Below are 17,531 nucleotides of genomic sequence, written 5' to 3' on the forward strand. Positions count from 1 at the left end.
CATGGCTGGTGCCTCCCTGCTCACCCTCCTCGACGACATCGCCACGCTTCTCGATGACGTCTCGATCCTGACCAAGGTGGCGGCGAAGAAGACCGCGGGCGTCCTGGGTGACGACCTCGCCCTCAATGCCCAGCAGGTGGCCGGCGTGAAGGCGCACCGCGAGCTGCCGGTGGTCTGGTCGGTCTTCAAGGGCTCGCTGGTCAACAAGCTGATCCTGGTGCCGGCGGCCCTCCTGATCAGCTGGCTTGCGCCGGTGCTGGTGGTGCCCTTGATGATGGTGGGCGGCGCCTACCTCTGCTACGAAGGCTTTGAAAAGGTGGTGCACAAGCTGTTCCATCGCGAAGCGAAGCCTGATCCGGAGGCGCGGGCGAAGGCCGTGCTGGAATCGGGCGAAACCCCGGAGGAACTCGAGAAGACGAAGATCCGGGGCGCGGTGCGCACCGATTTCATCCTGTCCGCCGAAATCATCGTGCTGTCGCTGGCGGTGGTCGCCGCCGAGCCGCTGCTGACCCGCGCCACCACGCTTTCGGTGATCGCGCTGGGGGTGACCATCGGCGTGTACGGCCTGGTGGCGGCGATCGTGAAAATGGACGATGCGGGCCTGTGGATGGCCCAGAAGCGGGGCGTTGTGGTGCCGGCCCTGGGCCGGGGACTTGTCTACGCGGCCCCATGGCTGATGAAGACGCTCGGCATTGTCGGCACCATCGCGATGTTCCTGGTGGGCGGGGGGATCTTCGTGCACAACATCGATGTCCTGCACCATGTGCTTGAAGTGATGGAGGGCGCGGGCGTGCCCGCGTTCCTCGCCGACATGCTGGCCAGCCTGATGGTGGGCCTGGTGGTGGGCGCGCTGGTGCTGGGCGCGGTCGCCCTGGTCGGGAAGCTGCGCGGCAAGACGGCCGAGGTCGCGCATTGAACACGGGCGTCGGACGCGTGCGTGGGACGGTGGGCCTCGCCGCCGGCGGTACCGGTGGCCACCTGTTCCCGGCCGAGGCGCTGGCGCGCGAGCTGCAGGCGCGCGGCCACGGCGTGGTCATCTATACCGAGCGCCGCGGCGCGCAGTTCACGCAGGCACTTGCCGGCCTGCCGCACCTGGTGCTGCCGGCGCGCAGCCTGGCGGGCGGCCTCGGCGGCAAGCTCGCTGCCGCGGCGGTGATCACGCGGGCCGCGGCGATCGCGCGCGCGGACATGAAGCGGCGTGGCGTGGCACTGGTCGCGGGTTTTGGCGGCTATCCCAGCTTTGCGCCAGTGATGGCGGGGCGCAGCCTGGGCCTGCCGCTGCTGCTGCACGAACAGGGCACGCGGCTGAGCATGGCCAACCGGCAGCTGCTGCGCTTCGCCGACCGTGTGGCGACCTCGTTCGGTGACATCGGCGGGGTGGACGTCGGCGCGCGCGGCAAGCTGGTCGAGACCGGCAATCCGGTGCGGGCGACGATCCTCGAAGCCGCGCGGGCGCCGTATCCGCCGCTGACCGGCGATGCGCCGCTGCATCTGCTGGTGGTCGGCGGCAGCCAGGGCGCGGCGGTGTTCGGCCGCGTGGTGCCGCCGGCGCTGCTGGCGCTGCCCGCCGCACTGCGCGCGCGGCTGCGCGTGTCGCTGCAATACCGCGGCGACGATGCCGATGCGGTGGCCGCGCAGCTGCGGGATGCAGGCATCGCGGTCGACCTCCAACCCTTCTTCGACGATATGTCCGCGCGGCTGCGCGACGCACACCTGGTCGTGACCCGTGCCGGCGCGACCACCATCGCCGACCTGCTGGTGGTGGGGCGCCCGGCGATCGTGGTGCCGATCCCGCAGGGCGGTTCGCGCGACGAGCAGCGCGGCAATGCCGAAGCGCTGGAGCGTCTGGGCGCCGGCTGGTGCATGGCCGAGGACGCCGGCGGGTTCACCGCGCCCGCGCTGGCGGCGCGGCTGGATGCGCTGTTCACCGATCCGACGGCCTTGGCTGCGGCCGCCCATTCCGCCGCGCGGCTCGGACGGCCGGATGCCGCGGCACGCCTGGCCGATGAGGTCGAGGCGCTGCTGCAGTCGCGTGCCGGGTCTGCCCGGGGCTGACGCCATGGCCGCGCGCGACGACGTCCTCATCATCGGCGGCGGCCACAACGGTCTGGTGTGTGCGGCCTACCTGGCGGGCGCCGGCCTGAAGGTCCGGGTGCTCGAGCGCCGGGGCATCGTCGGCGGGGCCGCCGTCACCGAGGAGTTCCACCCCGGTTTCCGCAACTCGGTGGCGAGCTACACCGTGAGCCTGCTCAACCCGCAGGTGATCGCCGACCTGCGCCTGGCGCAGCATGGCCTGTGCGTGGTGGAACGGCCGTATTCGAACTTCCTGCCGCTGCCCGACGGCCGCGCTTTCCGCCTCGGTGGCGAGCACGGCACGGCCGAAGTGGCGAAGTGGTCGGCCCGAGACGCCGCGCGGCTGCCCGACTACTTCGCGATGCTCGAACGCGTGGTCGTGGTGCTGCGCGAACTGATGCAGCTGACGCCGCCGAACGTGTCCGATGGCTTCGTGCTCGCCGACTGGCTGGCGTCGGCGTCGGTGGCGCGGCGCCTGGGCCGCCTCGACATGCGCGGCCGCCGCGACCTCCTGGACCTGTTCACCAAGTCGGCGGGCGAACTGCTCGACCACTGGTTCGAGTCCGAGCCGCTGAAGGCAGCGCTGGGCTGGGACTCGGTGGTCGGCAACTTCGCCAGTCCCTACACGCCGGGGTCGGCCTACGTGCTGCTGCACCACGTCTTCGGTGAGGTGAACGGCAAGCAAGGCGCCTGGGGCCACGCCATCGGCGGCATGGGCGCGATCACGCAGGCCATGGCCGCTGAATGCGCCGCGCGCGGCGTTGCCATCGAAACCGACGTCGAGGTCGCGCAGGTGCTGGTGGAGGGTGGCCGCGCCGTGGGCGTCGCGCTGGCCGACGGCCGCGAGCTGCGCGCGGCCGCGGTGGCGAGCAATCTCAATCCCAAGTTGCTGTACACGAAGCTGGTGCCGCGGGAACACCTCGACGACGACACCGCGCAGCGCATCGAGCGCTACCGCTGCGGGTCCGGCACCTTCCGCATGAACGTGGCGCTGTCGGAACTGCCGGACTTCACGGCCGCGCCGGGCACCGCGCTGCAGCCGCACCACCAGAGCGGCATCCTGGTCGGCCACTCGCTGCGCTATTTCGAGCAGGCCTACTTCGATGCGAAGTCGAAGGAACACAACGCCGGCTGGTCGCGCGCGCCGATCGTCGAGCTGGTAATTTCCTCGACGCTCGACGACACCCTGGCGCCGCCGGGACAGCACGTCGCCAGCCTGTTCTGCCAGCACGTGAATCCGGACGTCGACGGGGGCTGGGACGCGCACCGCGACACCGTTGCCGGCCTGATGATCGATACCGTCGACACGGTCGCCCCCAACTTCCGCGCCAGCGTGCTCGGCTACGAAGCACTGACGCCGCTGGACCTGGAGCGCCGCTTCGGCCTGGTCGGCGGCGACATCTTCCACGGCTCGCTGGGGCTCGACCAGCTGTTCTCCGCCCGGCCGCTGCTGGGCCAGGGAAATTACCGCGGCGCGCTGAAAGCCCTGTACCTCTGCGGTTCCGGCACGCACCCCGGTGGCGGCGTCACTGGATTGCCGGGTCGAAATGCAGCGCGCGAAATGCTCCGCGACTTCGGCCGCAAGGCGGCCACCAGCACTTGACAGTTCCTGTACTCGCCGGTTTCGTTTTGCGCTGCAGCGTGCACTTTGGATAACGTTTCCTTCACGATCACTGCGCACCCGACGTGGGGGAGGGAGCAAAGCCCGGAACGGTCCGCCGTTCCGGGCTTTTTTTCGCCTGGTCAACGCATCGCGTGAACGTCGTACCAGCCTTGGCGGCCATTCATTGCACTGCTTCGCGTCCATCTGTCGAGCAGGACTGCGGCGGAATACCAGTCGCCGTCGCTCTCCCACGGCCCGGGGCCACTGCTGTGCATCAGGGGGAACCACTGGCCGCTGCGCCGCGTCAGGCCGGGCTCGCCGTAGCCGAGCCACGTCATCACGCGGTTGCGGGCCCGGTAGCCGACACCGCGTTCGCGGCTTATTTCCAGGAAGCTGGTCTGCCCGATCAGCTTGAACTTCGTGTAGCCGATCGCGGCCGTGTGATCAACCAGTTCGGCCACGTCCTCGTCGACCTCGAACGAGAGGTAGCGCGGCGCGACGTCGGGCGTCAGCGGCAGGATGCAGTGCCGGTCGGCGCCCTCGATGTCGATCTTCATGAAGTCCGGCGTGCCGTGCCTCGAGATCAACGACAGGATCGTCGTCGCGGCGACCCGCAGCGTGCCGCCGTGGCGCAGGCCGCCCAGCTTCCCGGCGACGATCGAGCTCGAGCCGATGTCGTCGCTGCACAGGGCGAGATCGGCCACCCCCTCCCTGCCTGCGATGGCGACGTTGGCGACCGTCAGTCGGCCTTCCCCGATTTCCTCCGCGAACCGCGTTTCCGCCTGGCTGCAGAGGCCGGGCTGGGCCTCGATGGCGACGACCCGGAAACCCGATCGCAGCAGATAGTCCGTATCCGCGCCGTCGTACATGCCGATATCGAATGCCAGCTTCAAGCGACCCCCCCGTCCCGGCGCGTCCCGGTGTCGGCATGCTCTTGGCAGGAACGCGGCAGACCATCCTGCTCGGCCAAGTGCGCGGCGACCGGGAGGGCGGGGTGCCACAATCCCCCGGATGGATCCCTCCACCGTTGCCGCCCGCGCCCCGTCCCTGGCCCTGAGCGCTCACGTTGCGCGTGCGTTCGCGCGACTGCCGCCAGGACTGGCCGAACGCGGGAGCGAACCGCTGCGTCGCGTGGCCGGCGCCAGCGATTTCGCGCTGGACGTGTTCATCCGCCGGCCGTCCACCTTGGAAGCGCTGCTGGCCGATCCGGTGGCGCAGGTTCCCCTGCCCCTGCTGGACCCGGATGCGCCCGACACCTGGCCCGCGCTGCTGCGCAGGTACCGCATGGCGGCCTCGGCGCGGCTGGTCTGGCGCGACGTGAACGGGCTCGACGATGTCGCCGACACCCTTGCGGGCAGCACCCGTCTTGCCGAGGAGTGCCTGCAGCTGGGACTGGAGGCGCTTGAGGGCGAATTCATCGGCCGCCACGGCGTGGTCCGCGACAGCGAAGGAACCCCGGTCCGCCTGGTGGTGTTCGCCCTGGGCAAGCTCGGCGGTGGCGAGCTCAACTTCAGCTCCGACGTCGACCTGGTCTATGCCTACGCCGAGGCCGGCGAGAGCGATGGCCCGCGCCCGCTGGCCGCCGAGGAGTACTTCGCGCGCCTGGGACGTGCGCTGGCGAAGCTGCTCGACGAACCCACCGTCGACGGCTTCTGCCATCGCGTCGACCTGCGCCTGCGACCGTTCGGCAATGCCGGGCGCGTGGCGCTCAGCTTCGCGGCGATGGAGCAGTACTTCCAGCGCGAGGGCCGCGACTGGGAGCGCTATGCCTGGCAGAAGGCGCGGCCGGTGGCCGGCGACCTCGACGCCGGCGAGCGCTTTCTCGTAGCGCTGCGCCCCTTCGTCTACCGCCGCTACTTCGACTATGGCGCGCTGGCCGGCCTGCGCGAGATGAAGTCGGCGATCGAGGCCGAGGTCGCGCGCAAGGAGCTGGCCGACGACGTCAAGCGCGGCTCCGGCGGCATCCGCGAGATCGAATTCCTGGTGCAGGTGCTGCAGCTGATCCGCGGCGGCCGCGAAGCCGCGCTGCGCGGCCGCCGGCTGCTGCCGATGCTCGATGCCCTGCGCGCGGCGCGGCAGGTGGAGCCGGACGCCGCGCGCGATCTCGCCGAGGCCTATCTGTTCCTGCGCCGGGTGGAAAACCGCCTGCAGATGCTGCGTGACGCGCAGACCCATGTCCTGCCCGACGATCCGCTGGACCGGCTGCGCATCGCCGACGGCCTGGGCTATCCCGACTGGCCTGCGCTGGTCGCCGACGTCACGCGGCGTCGCGCGCTGGTTGCCGCGGAGTTCGACGCCCTGCTGTCGCACCGCGACGAATCGCGCGGCGCGGTCAGCGGTGACCTTGCAGGCTACTGGCGCGCCCTGCCCGAGGGCGGCGATGCCGGCGTGCTCGCCGCGGCCGGCTTCGGGGATCCAGCCGAGGTCGACGCCGCGCTGCGCGACTTCGCGCGGTCGCCCAGCGTGCGCGAGCTGTCCGACGCCGCGCGCGCGCGCCTGGACCGGGTGATGCCGGTGATGCTGCAGGCCAGCGTGCCGGCCGACCGTCCGCTGCAGGCGATTCGCCGCCTGCTGGCGCTGCTGCACAACATCCTGCGCCGGGCCAGCTACCTGGCCCTGCTCGATGAGCAGCCCGCGGCGCTGTCGCGGCTGATCGGCCTGGTCACGCGTAGCGCCTTCCTCGCCGAGCGCGTCGCGGCGCACCCGCTGCTGCTCGACGAGCTGCTCGATGCGCGCGTCGAGGGACCGATGCCCGGGCGCGGGCAGGTCGACGCCGCCTGCGCCGCGGTGCTGTCTCGCGACGATCTCGAGGGCGCGCTGTTCACGCTCAATGAAACCCGCCAGGCGCTGAGCTTCCGCATCGCCCTGGCCACGCTCGATGGGCGCATGCCCGCGGTCGACAGCGCCCGCCAGCTGGCCTGGCTGGCCGATGCCGTGGTCGCCACCGTGGTCGAGCTGGCACAACGCGAAATGCGCGCCGCCCACGGGACGGTGCCCGACGCGCCCTTCGCCGCGATCGGCTACGGCAGCCTCGGTGGCGAAGAGCTCGGGGTCGGCTCCGACCTCGACCTGGTGTTCCTGTATGACGCGTCGGCCGATGCGCAGTCGGACGGCCCGCGACCGCTGGAGGCACAGCGCTGGTTCGCGCGCCTGGCGCAGAAGATCGTGCTCCTGCTCGGCACCCCCACCGGTGCCGGGCAACTGTACGAGGTCGACGTCCGCCTGCGCCCGGATGGTGGCAGCGGACTGCTGGTGTCGTCGCTGGCGGCCTACGACGCCTACCAGCGCGAGCGCGCATGGACCTGGGAACACCAGGCGCTGGTGCGCGCGCGCTGCGTGGCGGGCGACGCGTCGCTGCACGCCGCATTCGAACGCGTGCGCGCGGCAGCCTTGGGGCGTCCCCGCGATCCGGTCGCGCTGGCCGCCGACGTTTCGGGAATGCGCGCGCGCATGCGCGCCGAACTCGACCGCGGCCGCGACGGCCTGTTCGATCTCAAGCAGGGCGAAGGCGGCCTGGTCGACCTGGAGTTCCTGCTGCAGGCCTTGGTGCTGGGTGGTGCGGCCTCACATCCGGAACTGCTCGGCCCGCGTTCGACGCCGGCCCTGATCGACGCCTGCCGCGGTGCCGCCCTGCTCGATGGCGATGCGGCATCCGCCCTGCGCGATGCGCACGCGCTGCTGGTGGCGCTGGGCCTGGAGCGCACCCTGGACCGGCGCGCGCGGGTCGTGCCCGCGGCCGACGACGCCCTCGACGCGGCGCGTGCGGCGATCCGCGACGCGCTGCACGGCGCCGGACTCAGCCCCGGCTAGCGCCCGCGCTGCCCGAGCGGACTTCGCTGCCCGCGGCGGTGTCATCGTCGATGCTGATGCCGGCGAGGCGCTGCAGGGCTTCGGCGTACTTCGCCCGCGTGCGATCGATGACGTTCGCGGGCAGGCTCGGGCCGGGCGCGGTCTTGTCCCAGTCCTGCGTTTCAAGGTAGTCGCGCACGAACTGCTTGTCGTAGCTCGGCGGGCTGGTGCCCACCTCGTACCCGTCGGCAGGCCAGTAGCGCGACGAGTCCGGCGTGAGCATTTCGTCCATGACGTATAGACGGCCATCGGCATCGGTGCCGAACTCGAACTTGGTGTCGGCGAGGATGATGCCGCGCTCGGCGGCGTAGTCGGCCGCGAACGCGTACAGGCGCAGGGTGGCGTCGCGCACCTGCTCGGCGAGCTCGGCGCCGATGGTGCGCACCATGGTGTCGAAGTCGATGTTCTCGTCGTGGTCGCCGGCGGCGGCCTTGGTCGAGGGCGTGAAGATCGGCTGCGGCAGCTTCTCGGCCTGGCGCAGGCCGTCGGGCAGCGCGATGCCGCTGACGCGCCCGGTGCGCTGGTAGTCCTTCCAGCCGCTGCCAATCAGATAGCCGCGCGCGATGGCCTCGACCGGCACCGGCTTCAGCCGGCGGGTGACGACGGAGCGCAGGCGGTAGGCGTCGGGATCGACGCCGGCCGGCAGCACCGAGGCCACGTCGATGCCCGTGAGGTGGTTGCGCACCAGGTGCTCGGTCATGTCGAACCAGAAGTTCGACACCTGGCAGAGCATCTCGCCCTTGCCGGGAATCGGGTCGGGGAGCACCACGTCGAAGGCGCTGAGGCGGTCGGTGGCGACCATCAGCAGCAGCGGGCCGAACGCCTCCGGCCCGGAGCCGGGAGGGAGCGCGTACACGTCGCGGACCTTGCCGCGGTGGAGCAGTTCGAGGCCGGGCAGGCGGGCTTCGATCAGGGTCGTTGCCATGGGTCGTATCGCAGCCGTCGGGGGGGCATTGTAGCGATGCGTGGCGCGTGCGTGCTCACCGGACGGTAGAATCACGCGCATGAAGCGCTGGTACGGGAAACTCCTCGGGTTCATTGCCGGCTGGCTGCTGATGCGCCACCCGGCCGGCGGTCTCATCGGCCTGTTGATCGGGCATGCCTTCGACAGCGACTGGTTCCGGCGCCCGGCGCACGATGCCTACGACGTGCTGGGCGTGGACAACGACGCCAGCGACACCGAGATCGACCTCGCCTACCGCCGGCTGATGGCCCAGTACCACCCCGACCGCATGACCGGCGCCGCGCCCGAACTGCTCGAGCAGGCCCAGCAGCGCGCCGCCGAGGTCAACCGCGCCTACGACCGGATCCGGAAGCAGCGCGGCGGCCGGTAGAATCGATCCCCGCAGCGCCGCCCGCGGCTTCGCGCCGGGCCGGCATGCACTCCCCATCGTCGCCACGAGCACCGCCATGCTGCCCACCGTCATCGCCCCCTCCATCCTCTCGGCGGACTTCGCACGCCTCGGCGAAGAGGTCGACAACGTGCTCGCCGCCGGCGCCGACTGGGTGCACTTCGACGTGATGGACAACCATTACGTGCCCAACCTCACGATCGGGCCGCTGGTGTGCTCGGCGCTGCGGAAGCACGGGGTGACCGCGCCGATCGACGTGCACCTGATGGTGTCGCCGGTGGACCGCATCGTCGGCGACTTCGCCGAGGCCGGCGCGACGCTGATCAGCTTCCATCCCGAAGCCACTTTGCACGTGCACCGCACCATCCAGCTGATCCGCGCCGCGGGCTGCCAGCCCGGCCTGGTGCTGAACCCGGCGACGCCGGTGGACGTGCTGGATTACGTGCTCGACGATCTCGACCTGGTGCTGCTGATGTCGGTCAATCCCGGCTTCGGCGGCCAGGCCTTCATTCCCTCCGCGCTCGACAAGCTGCGCGCGGTGCGCAAGCGCATCGACGCCAGCGGGCGCGACATCCGCCTGGAGATCGACGGCGGTGTGAAGCCGGACAACATCGGCGCCATCGCCGCCGCGGGCGCGGACACATTCGTGGCCGGCTCGGCGATCTTCAGCCAGCCTGACTACGCTGCGGTGATCGCGCGCATGCGCGAAGAGGTCAAGGCGACGGTATCGCGATGAACTCGCCGCGCTGGCTGCTGGTCCTCAACGGCAAGTCCGCCGGTGACGACGACCTGCGCGACGCCGTCCAGGCGATGCGCGCGCGCGGCGTCGCGCTGGACGTGCGCGTGACCTGGGAAGACGGCGACGCCGAGCGCGAAGTGGCGGCGGCGATCGAACGCGGCGTGGATCGCGTCATCGCGGCGGGTGGCGACGGAACGCTGAGCACGGTCGCGGCCGTGCTCGCACATCGCGACGAGCCGGCCGATGCGCTGCCGTCCCTGGGGCTGGTGCCGATGGGCACGGCCAACGATTTCGCATCCGCAGCGGGCATTCCGGACACGCCGCTGGCGGCGCTGGAGCTGGTGCTGCAGCAGCCGGCGCGTCGGATGGACTTGCTGAAGCTCGAAGCCGACGGCGGCAGCGTGCACTGGGCGGCCAATCTGGTCAGTGGCGGCTTCGGCACGCAGGTGACGCTGGAGACAGACGAAGGCCTGAAGAAGCTGCTCGGCGGCCTGGCCTACCTCGTGACCGGCATGGCCAAGCTGGGGCGCATCGAACAGCTCACCGCGCGCGCGCGCGGCCCGGGATTCGAATGGGCAGGAGACTTCATCGCGCTGGGCATCGGCAATGGGCGGCAGGCCGGCGGCGGCCAGGCGCTGTGCCCGGATGCGCTGCTCGACGACGGGCTGCTCGATCTCACCATCGTCCCGACGCTTGAAGGCGAGGTCGGCGCCACGCTGGGCGCGGTGATGACCGAGGGCCGGCACGCCGCGCTCGACCGCGTGGCCGTCCGCGCGCAGCTGCCCTGGATCGAAATCGAGGCCGACCAGCCACTGGCGTTGAATCTCGACGGCGAACCGGTCGAGTCCTCCCGCTTCCGGATCGAAGCCGTTGCCGGTCGGCTGTGCATGCACCTGCCTGCCGACTGCCCGCTGCTGGTGGCCCGATGACGCCCGAACAGTTCCAAGACCACGCCGCCGCCGGCCATACCCGTATTCCCGTGGTGCGCGAGGTGCTGTCCGACCTCGATACGCCACTGTCGGTCTATTTGAAGCTCGCCGACGGCCCGCACAGCTGCCTGTTCGAGTCGGTCGAGGGCGGCGAGCGCTTCGGCCGTTACTCGATCATCGGCCTGCCGGCGACGCGCGTGTACGAGTTCCGGGGCCATCGGTTGGCGGTGCGCGAGCATGGCGAGATCGTGGACGAACGCGAGGTCGCCGATCCCTTCGCCGAAGTGGAGCGGCTGCGCGCAGCGCAGTCGGTGCCCGAGGTCGAGGGGCTTCCCGGCTTCAGCGGCGGCCTGGTGGGCTGGTTCGGCTTCGAGACCATCGGCTACATCGAACCGCGGCTCGCGCAGGGCGCGCTGCCCGACGACATCGGCACGCCCGACATCCTGCTGATGCAGTGCGACGAGCTGGCGGTGTTCGACAACCTCAAGGGCCGCCTGTACCTGGTGGTGCACGCCGATCCGGCCGAACCGCAGGCGCTGGCGCGCGCGCAGCGGCGGCTCGATGCGCTGGTGCACCGCCTGCGCCAGGCCGGCGCGGGCTATCCCGAAACGCTGCGCCCTGCGGCGCTGGTCGAAGGCGACTTCGTCTCCGGGTTCACGCGCGAGGGTTTCATCGACGCGGTGGCGAAGGTCAAGGACTACATCGCCGCCGGCGACGTGTTCCAGGTGGTGCTGTCGCAGCGCCTGTCGGTGCCGTTCGAAGCGCGCCCGGTGGATGTCTACCGCGCGCTGCGCGCGCTCAATCCCTCGCCGTACATGTATTTCCTCGACGTCGGCGGCACCCAGGTGGTCGGCAGCTCGCCGGAGATCCTGGTGCGCATGCAGGGCGGTGAAGTGACCGTGCGCCCGATTGCCGGCACGCGCCCCCGCGGCGCCACGCCGGCCGAGGACGTCGCGCTGGAAGCGGAGCTTCTGGCCGATCCCAAGGAGCGCGCCGAGCACCTGATGCTGGTCGACCTCGGCCGCAATGACGTCGGCCATGTCGCGAAGCCCGGCACGGTCGAGGTCGGCGAGCAGTTCGTGGTCGAACGCTACAGCCACGTCATGCACATCGTCAGCGAGGTCACCGGTCGCGTGCGCGACGGGCTGTCCTATGCCGACGTGCTGCGCGCCACGTTCCCCGCAGGCACCGTCAGCGGCGCGCCCAAGATCCGCGCGCTGGAGATCATCCGCGAGCTCGAGCCGACGCGCCGCAACGTCTACGCCGGCAGCATCGGCTACATCGGCTGGAACGGCGACGCCGACATGGCGATCGCGATCCGCACCGCGGTGATCCAGGACGGCCGCCTGCACGTGCAGGCCGGCGCCGGCATCGTGTACGACTCGGACCCGGTGAAGGAGTGGGAAGAAACGATGAGCAAGGGCCGCGCGTTGTTCCGGGCGGTGGCGCAGGCGGCAGGGGGGCTCTGACTCCGGGGCGTGGCTCGGCTGTCCGGTTGAGACCAGGGACGTCGTACATCAGGCTACCTCAGTGAAAGCGGTACCGGACCATGAAACTCCACGCGCCACTCCTCGCTTTATTTCCGCTGCTCCTGCTGTTCGCGGGCGATGCCGATGCCGATGCCGGAATGGACATCCAGAACGCGACCGGCAACTGCCAGTCTGCCCTGCCGGTATTCGACGGCCAGATCCGCAAGCGCCCCATGGCGATCGGCAACGAGGGCGATGCTCCGGCCTTTGTCACATGTTCTCTAAGCGGCGACTTCATGTACCAGGACGACACGTCTGCGCTCCAGGTTCTGGTGCGCAATCACGGTGCCGGTACGAGCACGATCAATTGCACGTTGGTAGGCGGCTGGGAAAAGGAGGGAGCCGTTCCGCTGTACCTCCCGCAGTCCAGGGTGGTGGCGGAGAACGGGTTCTCTGTTTTCCAATGGTGGCCAACTGAAGACCAGCCCTTGACGGGGCCCATGAATCTGAGCTGCATGTTGCCGCCCGGTACGACGCTCAACACCACGTTGCGTAGCTGGTACGGGAGCCCGAACCCCTGACAGGGCCAGCGTCGCCACCTGCGCGGCGGCTGTCAGGACCCGCGCCGCGCCAGCCGCGCGAAGCCGTGCCACAGCAACCACATCGCGCCGGCAAGGTAGGGAATGCAGCTGGGCACCCACATCAGCACGCCGGCGAGCTGCTGGTCGGCCATGACGTCCAGGCCTAGCTGCGGCGCGCGTTCCGCATAGATCGGATACAGCGGCCGCGGGGCAAAGGTCAGCAGCGCGCCGAGAAAGCCCATCTGCATCATCACCGCGACCATCGCCACCACGCCGGCGCCGGCGCCGACGCGTGGGTCGCGGATGCGCCGCCACATCGCCGCCCACAGCCAGAGGCCGGTGGCGAGGAAGCTGCCGTGCATGGCCCAGTGCACGGGATCGCTCTCGAGCGCGGCGGTGGTGGCGACCGGCAGGTGCCAGGTCCAGAGGACGGCTCCGTGCGCCACCGAGGCGGCAGTGAGGGCATTCGTGGCCCATGCGCGCGCCGCGCCGAGCCATCGATGCACGCGCCCCGCCATCCTGCTGGAGAGCGCGTGCGCGGCGACTGCCAAGGGCTGTCCGGCCAGCAGCAGCGGCGGCACGAACGCGATCAGCAGCATGTGCTGCGCGATGTGCGCCGCCAGCGACCACTCTCCGTACGCATCAAGCGGCCAGGTGGTGGACAACAGGAGAACGACAAGCCCGGCCGCGGCACAGGCGACGCCGCTTGCGCCCACGCCGGCGCCGATGCCGGCCCGGCCCCACAGCCGGTGCAGGCCCACGGAATAGAGGACCACCCACGCCGCCAGCGGCACCAGCAGCCACGCAGACGGCGTCCACGCAGTTGCCAGCGTCGGGGGATGTTCGTGCCCGGCGTGCGCGAAGGCCGGGCCGGTGGCCAGCGACAGCGACAGCGCGACCACCAGCGTCGGGCCCGCCCGCAGTGGCCATGCCGGCACGCAGGCCCGCCGCCACCACGGCCGCTTCGCACGCACGCGTGCACACTGGCGTGAACCGAGCGGGGGCGCACCGTGTATTTCTGGCTGAAGATCCTGCATGTGTCGGCGATGGTCCTCTGGTTCGCGGGGCTGTTCTTCCTGCCGCGCCTGTTCGTGGCCCGCCACCGCGGTGAGCGCGACGGCGCGGCGTCCTACTTCAACGTGGCCGCCAACACCGTGTTCTTCCGCGTGGCGACGCCGGCCGCGCTGGTGGCGGTGGCGTCGGGCATGGTGCTGATCGCGTTCGGCCCGACCGGCGCGTGGCTGGTGATGAAGCTGGTGGTGGTGACCTGCGCGGTCCTGCTGCACCTGTACATGGGCATGGTGCTGTACGAACTCGGCCAGGGACGCGAACGCCATGGCCCGGCGCTGTACCGGCTCCTTGGCTGGGCGCCGCTGTTTATCGTGCTGGCGGTCGCCGGGCTCACCGGTGCCAAGCCCGAAACCGTCGGGGACCTCCCGCCGCCGCCCAGTGCCGGGGCCGAGCGCTGAGGGTCGGACACGATCAGCGTCGCGCACGGAGTCATCCCTCGGGGGGCGCGTCCGGCCCCCGGTCTTCTCCACCCTCATGGCCCGCCACGCCGATGCCGTGGTGGAAGCTCAGGCCGCCGCCGAGCCAGCCGGCAACGCCCACCAGCACCAGCATCACCGCCGACAGCATCAGGCCCCAGGGCCATACGGCGGCTACCGGATCGGGCCAGCGCAGCCAGGTGTTGGCCGCGGCGACCGCCAGCAGCATCACCGCCGCGATCGCGTGGCTCCACGCCGAGACATGCCGCCGCACCACGCGGATCAGCAGCAGGTCGACGCTGCCCACGACCGCCGCCACCAGTCCGATCGCCAGCCCCGCGGCATTGAGCACGGCGCCCATCTGGGCCCAGAACGGCAGCCCGCTCCACAGGTGCAGCAGGTCCAGCGGCATCACCACGGACAGGAAGGCGATGGGGAACACGACCAGCATCGGATGGATCGGATGCTTGCGGATCGCCATCCGGCTTTCGACGGTGCGGGTGAGCTGCGGTGGCGTCGGCTGTTTCAGCGAGCGGCGCATGTCAGGCGCACCCCGGCAGCAGCAGGACAGGGATGGTGGTGAAGCACACCGCGACGATCGCCATCAGCGAGAGCGCGCCCGTCACCGCGGCCGCGAAGCGGCGTCGCGCCGCGCGCGCCGGAACGTCGCTGCCCGGCGGCGCGTCGCGCCAGCCGCGCCATGCACGCAGGCCGAGCCAAGCGAGGGCGGCGAGGGTGACGAGCGTCATGCCGCACAGCCACCAGGCCAGCGCCTCCATGCCGGCGAAGCGGACGTGGTCCAGGCCTTCGGCGCAGGTCACGCCCTGCAGCGAGTAGACGGCTACAAGGTGCAGGGCCCAGACCGCCATGGGGGCGGCGATCCCGGTCAGCCGGTACGGAGACAAGGGCTCCTTCATGTCAGCCTCGGGAACAGGTGGAGCACGCCCCAGGCCAGCAGCCCTTGCGCGACGGTGTAGCGCCATAGCCCGGCCGTGACGCGCGATTCCAGCGGGCGCGCCGCAGAGACCAGCCCACGCTGCAGCCGCGCGGCCACGAAGACGGCGAACAGGGCGGCGATCACCACGTGCAGGGCATGGAAGCCGGCCAGGGTCCACGCCACGGACGCATAGGCATGCATCTGCGGCCGGCCCGAAGGCAGCAGCGCCCAGCCGTGTGCGATGACGAAGGCCATGCCGCAGGCGGCCGCGGCCAGCCAGCACAGCGCCGCCACGCGCCGCGCGTCGCGCCGGAGCGCGCGGGCCGCCAGGCGCGTCGCCGCCGCGCAGGCCAGGAGCAGGCCGAGCGCCACCGCGGCCACCCCCATCGACGACACGCCCAGGCCTGCGGGCGGCCAGGCCTCGGTGCCCAGCCACAGATAGAAATAGCTGAAGACCAGCGAGGCGAAAAGCGAGCCATCCACCAACAGCGAGATCACCAGTGCCCACCAGCCCGGCGCATTGCGTGCGGCGTAGTGGCTGGGCAGGGTCATGCCGGGCCCGGCCTCGAGCATCGCTGGCGCACCGGGATGGCCGGTGGTCCATGCCCAGCGCCAGAGCAGCGCCAGCAGCGGGACGACCAGGGCCAGCGCGAACCAGTAGGCCTTGGCGATGAAGCAGGCCAGCAGCACCGCCAGCGCGAGCGCCGCGAGCAGCGGCAGCCAGGTCGGTCCCGAGATACGGATGACCTGCTCCGGCTTCGCGTCGAGCAGCCCGGTGCCGAGGATTTCGCGGTGCCCGTGGCGGGCATCGCCCAGCAATCCATCGGGCTTCGCGCTGGCCTGCGCCAGCATCGGATCGGCCCAGAGCGGATCGCGCCCCTGCACCTGCGGGATCGAAGCGAAGTTGAACGATGGCACCGGCGCTTCGATCGCCCATTCCAGCGTGCCCGCGCGCCAGGGATTGCGCCTGCAGCGCGGCCCGTGGCGGAAGCTCAGCACCACGTCGAACAGCACCGCCACCATGCCGATGGCGAGCACGAAGCCGGCCGCCGTCGAGACCAGGTTGAGCCAGTGGAAGCCGAGTTCGGGGAGATAGGTGTATGCGCGCCGCGGCATGCCCAGCAGCCCGGTGAGGTACATCGGCAGGAAGGTCAGGTTGAAGCCGATGAACACCAGCCAGAACGCGGTGCGACTGAGGCTCTCCGACGGCTCGCGTCCGCTGGCCAGCGGCAGCCAGTAGTACAGGCCTGCGAACAGCGGGAACATCAGCCCGCCGATCAGCACGTGGTGCAGGTGCGCCACGATGAAGTGGCTGTCGTGCGCCTGCCAGTCGAAGGGCACCATCGCCACCATCACCCCGGTCAGGCCGCCGGGCACGAACACGAAGAAGAAGCCGAACAGGTACAGCGTCGGCACGCGCAGCCACGGACGCCCCGCCCACAGCGTCGCGATCCAAGCGAAGACCTGGATGCCCATCGGGATCGCCACCGCCATGCTCGCCGCGCTGAAAAAGGCCAGCGCCAGCAGCGGGATGCCGACGGTGAACATGTGGTGCACCCACAGCCCGAAGCTGAGGAAGCCGGTTGCCACCAGCGCAAGCACGACCCAGGTGTAGCCCACCATCGGCCGGCGCGCGAAGGTCGACACCACCATCGACACCACGCCCGCCGCCGGCAGGAAGATGATGTAGACCTCGGGGTGGCCGAACAGCCAGAACAGGTGTTGCCAGAGCAGGGGGTCGCCGCCGCGCGCGACATCGAAGAACACGAAATCGAACGCGCGCTGGATCTCCAGCAGGATGCTGGCGAGGATCAGCGGCGGGAAGCCGAAGGCGATCATGAAGGAGGTGACCAACATCGCCCATGCGAACAGCGGGATGCGGCGCAGGTCCATGCCCGGCGCGCGGCAGATGAGGATGGCGACGATCATCTCCACCGCCGCCGCCACCGCCGCGATCTCGGAGAAGGTCACGCCGATCAGCCAGAAGTCGGCGTTGAGGCCGGGCGACCAGGTCGAGTCGGTCAGCGGCACGTACATGAACCAGCCCGAATCCGGTACCGCGTCGAACAGGAAGCTCGAGTACAAGAACAGCCCGCCGAACAGATAGCACCAGTAGCCGAAGGCCGACAGCCGCGGGAAGGGCAGGTCGCGCGAGCCGATCATCTTCGGCACCAGGTACAGCGCGAAGCCCTCCATCACCGGCACCGCGAACAGGAACATCATCGTGGTGCCGTGCATGGTCACGAACTCGGCGTAGCGCTGCGGATCGAGCACCTGATTGCCGAACCAGGCCAGCTGCAGCCGGATGAACATCGACAGCAGGCCGCCGATCAGGAAGAACACCAGGCCGGTGACGATGAAGCGCAGGCCGATGGTGGAGTGGTTGACCGCCGTCAGCGTTCCGCGCCAGCCCGGCGGCGTGGCCCAGGTGGCGTGGAGGGCGCGCAGGCGTTCGTCCATGTCGCCGGTTGCGACGTCGTTCGTCGTAGTGCTCAAGGCGCGCTCCCGTCCA

At 70.6% G+C, this 17,531-nt stretch carries 15 protein-coding genes and 1 pseudogene; 10 read left to right on the forward strand and 6 right to left on the reverse strand.

The window, feature by feature from the left end; genetic code table 11:
- The first annotated feature begins 1 nt into the window (after position 1).
- Genes ACW5E8_RS00905 through ACW5E8_RS00915 form a run of 3 tightly spaced genes read left to right on the forward strand, consistent with a single transcriptional unit; the run spans position 2 to position 3,676 of the window.
- Positions 2-916 carry a DUF808 domain-containing protein gene (locus tag ACW5E8_RS00905; protein ID WP_456963628.1) on the forward strand — a complete coding sequence of 305 codons (915 nt, stop codon included), beginning with the start codon at positions 2-4 and terminating at the stop codon, positions 914-916.
- Positions 913-2,055 (forward strand): UDP-N-acetylglucosamine--N-acetylmuramyl-(pentapeptide) pyrophosphoryl-undecaprenol N-acetylglucosamine transferase, encoded by a 1,143-nt coding sequence (locus ACW5E8_RS00910; RefSeq protein WP_456963629.1) that lies wholly within the window; start codon positions 913-915, stop codon positions 2,053-2,055. The genes ACW5E8_RS00905 and ACW5E8_RS00910 overlap by 4 nt, the downstream gene beginning before the upstream one ends.
- Positions 2,056-2,059: 4 nt before the next feature.
- On the forward strand, positions 2,060-3,676 hold the full coding sequence (locus ACW5E8_RS00915; protein ID WP_456963630.1) for a phytoene desaturase family protein: 1,617 nt from the start codon (positions 2,060-2,062) through the stop codon (positions 3,674-3,676).
- A gap of 140 nt (positions 3,677-3,816) precedes the next feature.
- On the opposite strand, the gene ACW5E8_RS00920 is transcribed toward ACW5E8_RS00915, so the two are convergent.
- Positions 3,817-4,545: an FkbM family methyltransferase gene (locus ACW5E8_RS00920; protein WP_456963631.1), complete on the reverse strand. Its 729-nt coding sequence runs from the start codon at positions 4,543-4,545 to the stop codon at positions 3,817-3,819.
- 142 nt (positions 4,546-4,687) lie between these two features.
- Between ACW5E8_RS00920 and glnE the strand changes: the two genes are divergently transcribed.
- Complete coding sequence (gene glnE, locus ACW5E8_RS00925) at positions 4,688-7,486, forward strand: bifunctional [glutamate--ammonia ligase]-adenylyl-L-tyrosine phosphorylase/[glutamate--ammonia-ligase] adenylyltransferase (RefSeq protein ID WP_456963632.1); 2,799 nt, start codon at positions 4,688-4,690, stop codon at positions 7,484-7,486.
- Positions 7,487-7,532: 46 nt separating this feature from the next.
- Here the strand turns inward: glnE and ACW5E8_RS00930 are convergent.
- Positions 7,533-8,450 (reverse strand): annotated as a pseudogene (locus tag ACW5E8_RS00930) (phosphoribosylaminoimidazolesuccinocarboxamide synthase); the annotation flags it as partial.
- Positions 8,451-8,529: 79 nt separating this feature from the next.
- On the opposite strand from ACW5E8_RS00930, the gene ACW5E8_RS00935 reads away from it, so the two are divergent.
- From ACW5E8_RS00935 to ACW5E8_RS00955, 5 genes are all read left to right on the forward strand, one after another.
- Positions 8,530-8,859, forward strand: a complete 330-nt coding sequence (locus ACW5E8_RS00935) for a J domain-containing protein (protein WP_456963633.1) — start codon at positions 8,530-8,532, stop codon at positions 8,857-8,859.
- Between the two features lie 76 nt (positions 8,860-8,935).
- Entirely contained in the window at positions 8,936-9,613 is a 678-nt protein-coding gene (gene rpe / locus ACW5E8_RS00940) for a ribulose-phosphate 3-epimerase (protein WP_456963634.1), read from the forward strand.
- A complete protein-coding gene (yegS, locus tag ACW5E8_RS00945; RefSeq protein ID WP_456963635.1) occupies positions 9,610-10,545 on the forward strand; it encodes a lipid kinase YegS in 936 nt (311 codons plus the stop codon). The genes rpe and yegS overlap by 4 nt, the downstream gene beginning before the upstream one ends.
- Complete coding sequence (gene trpE / locus ACW5E8_RS00950) at positions 10,542-12,014, forward strand: anthranilate synthase component I (protein ID WP_456963636.1); 1,473 nt, start codon at positions 10,542-10,544, stop codon at positions 12,012-12,014. Before yegS ends, trpE begins: the two co-directional genes overlap by 4 nt.
- An 80-nt stretch (positions 12,015-12,094) precedes the next feature.
- Entirely contained in the window at positions 12,095-12,595 is a 501-nt protein-coding gene (locus ACW5E8_RS00955) for a hypothetical protein (protein WP_456963637.1), read from the forward strand.
- Between the two features lie 32 nt (positions 12,596-12,627).
- On the opposite strand, the gene ACW5E8_RS00960 is transcribed toward ACW5E8_RS00955, so the two are convergent.
- Positions 12,628-13,533: a cytochrome c oxidase assembly protein gene (locus tag ACW5E8_RS00960; protein WP_456963638.1), complete on the reverse strand. Its 906-nt coding sequence runs from the start codon at positions 13,531-13,533 to the stop codon at positions 12,628-12,630.
- A gap of 72 nt (positions 13,534-13,605) precedes the next feature.
- Here ACW5E8_RS00960 and ACW5E8_RS00965 point away from each other — a divergent pair, with 72 nt between their 5' ends.
- Positions 13,606-14,064 carry a CopD family protein gene (locus ACW5E8_RS00965; RefSeq protein ID WP_456963639.1) on the forward strand — a complete coding sequence of 153 codons (459 nt, stop codon included), beginning with the start codon at positions 13,606-13,608 and terminating at the stop codon, positions 14,062-14,064.
- 31 nt (positions 14,065-14,095) lie between these two features.
- Here ACW5E8_RS00965 and ACW5E8_RS00970 read toward each other — a convergent pair whose 3' ends face one another.
- From ACW5E8_RS00970 to ctaD, 3 genes are read right to left on the reverse strand one after another with little or no spacing between them, the layout of a single operon-like run.
- Positions 14,096-14,623, reverse strand: coding sequence for a DUF2231 domain-containing protein (locus ACW5E8_RS00970; protein ID WP_456963640.1), 528 nt, complete (start codon positions 14,621-14,623; stop codon positions 14,096-14,098).
- A 1-nt stretch (position 14,624) separates the two neighbouring features.
- Positions 14,625-14,999, reverse strand: coding sequence for a hypothetical protein (locus tag ACW5E8_RS00975; protein ID WP_456963641.1), 375 nt, complete (start codon positions 14,997-14,999; stop codon positions 14,625-14,627).
- Entirely contained in the window at positions 14,996-17,515 is a 2,520-nt protein-coding gene (ctaD, locus tag ACW5E8_RS00980; RefSeq protein WP_456963642.1) for a cytochrome c oxidase subunit I, read from the reverse strand. The genes ACW5E8_RS00975 and ctaD overlap by 4 nt, the downstream gene beginning before the upstream one ends.
- Positions 17,516-17,531 lie beyond the last annotated feature (16 nt).

The organism is Luteimonas sp. A649 (genome assembly GCF_054072735.1).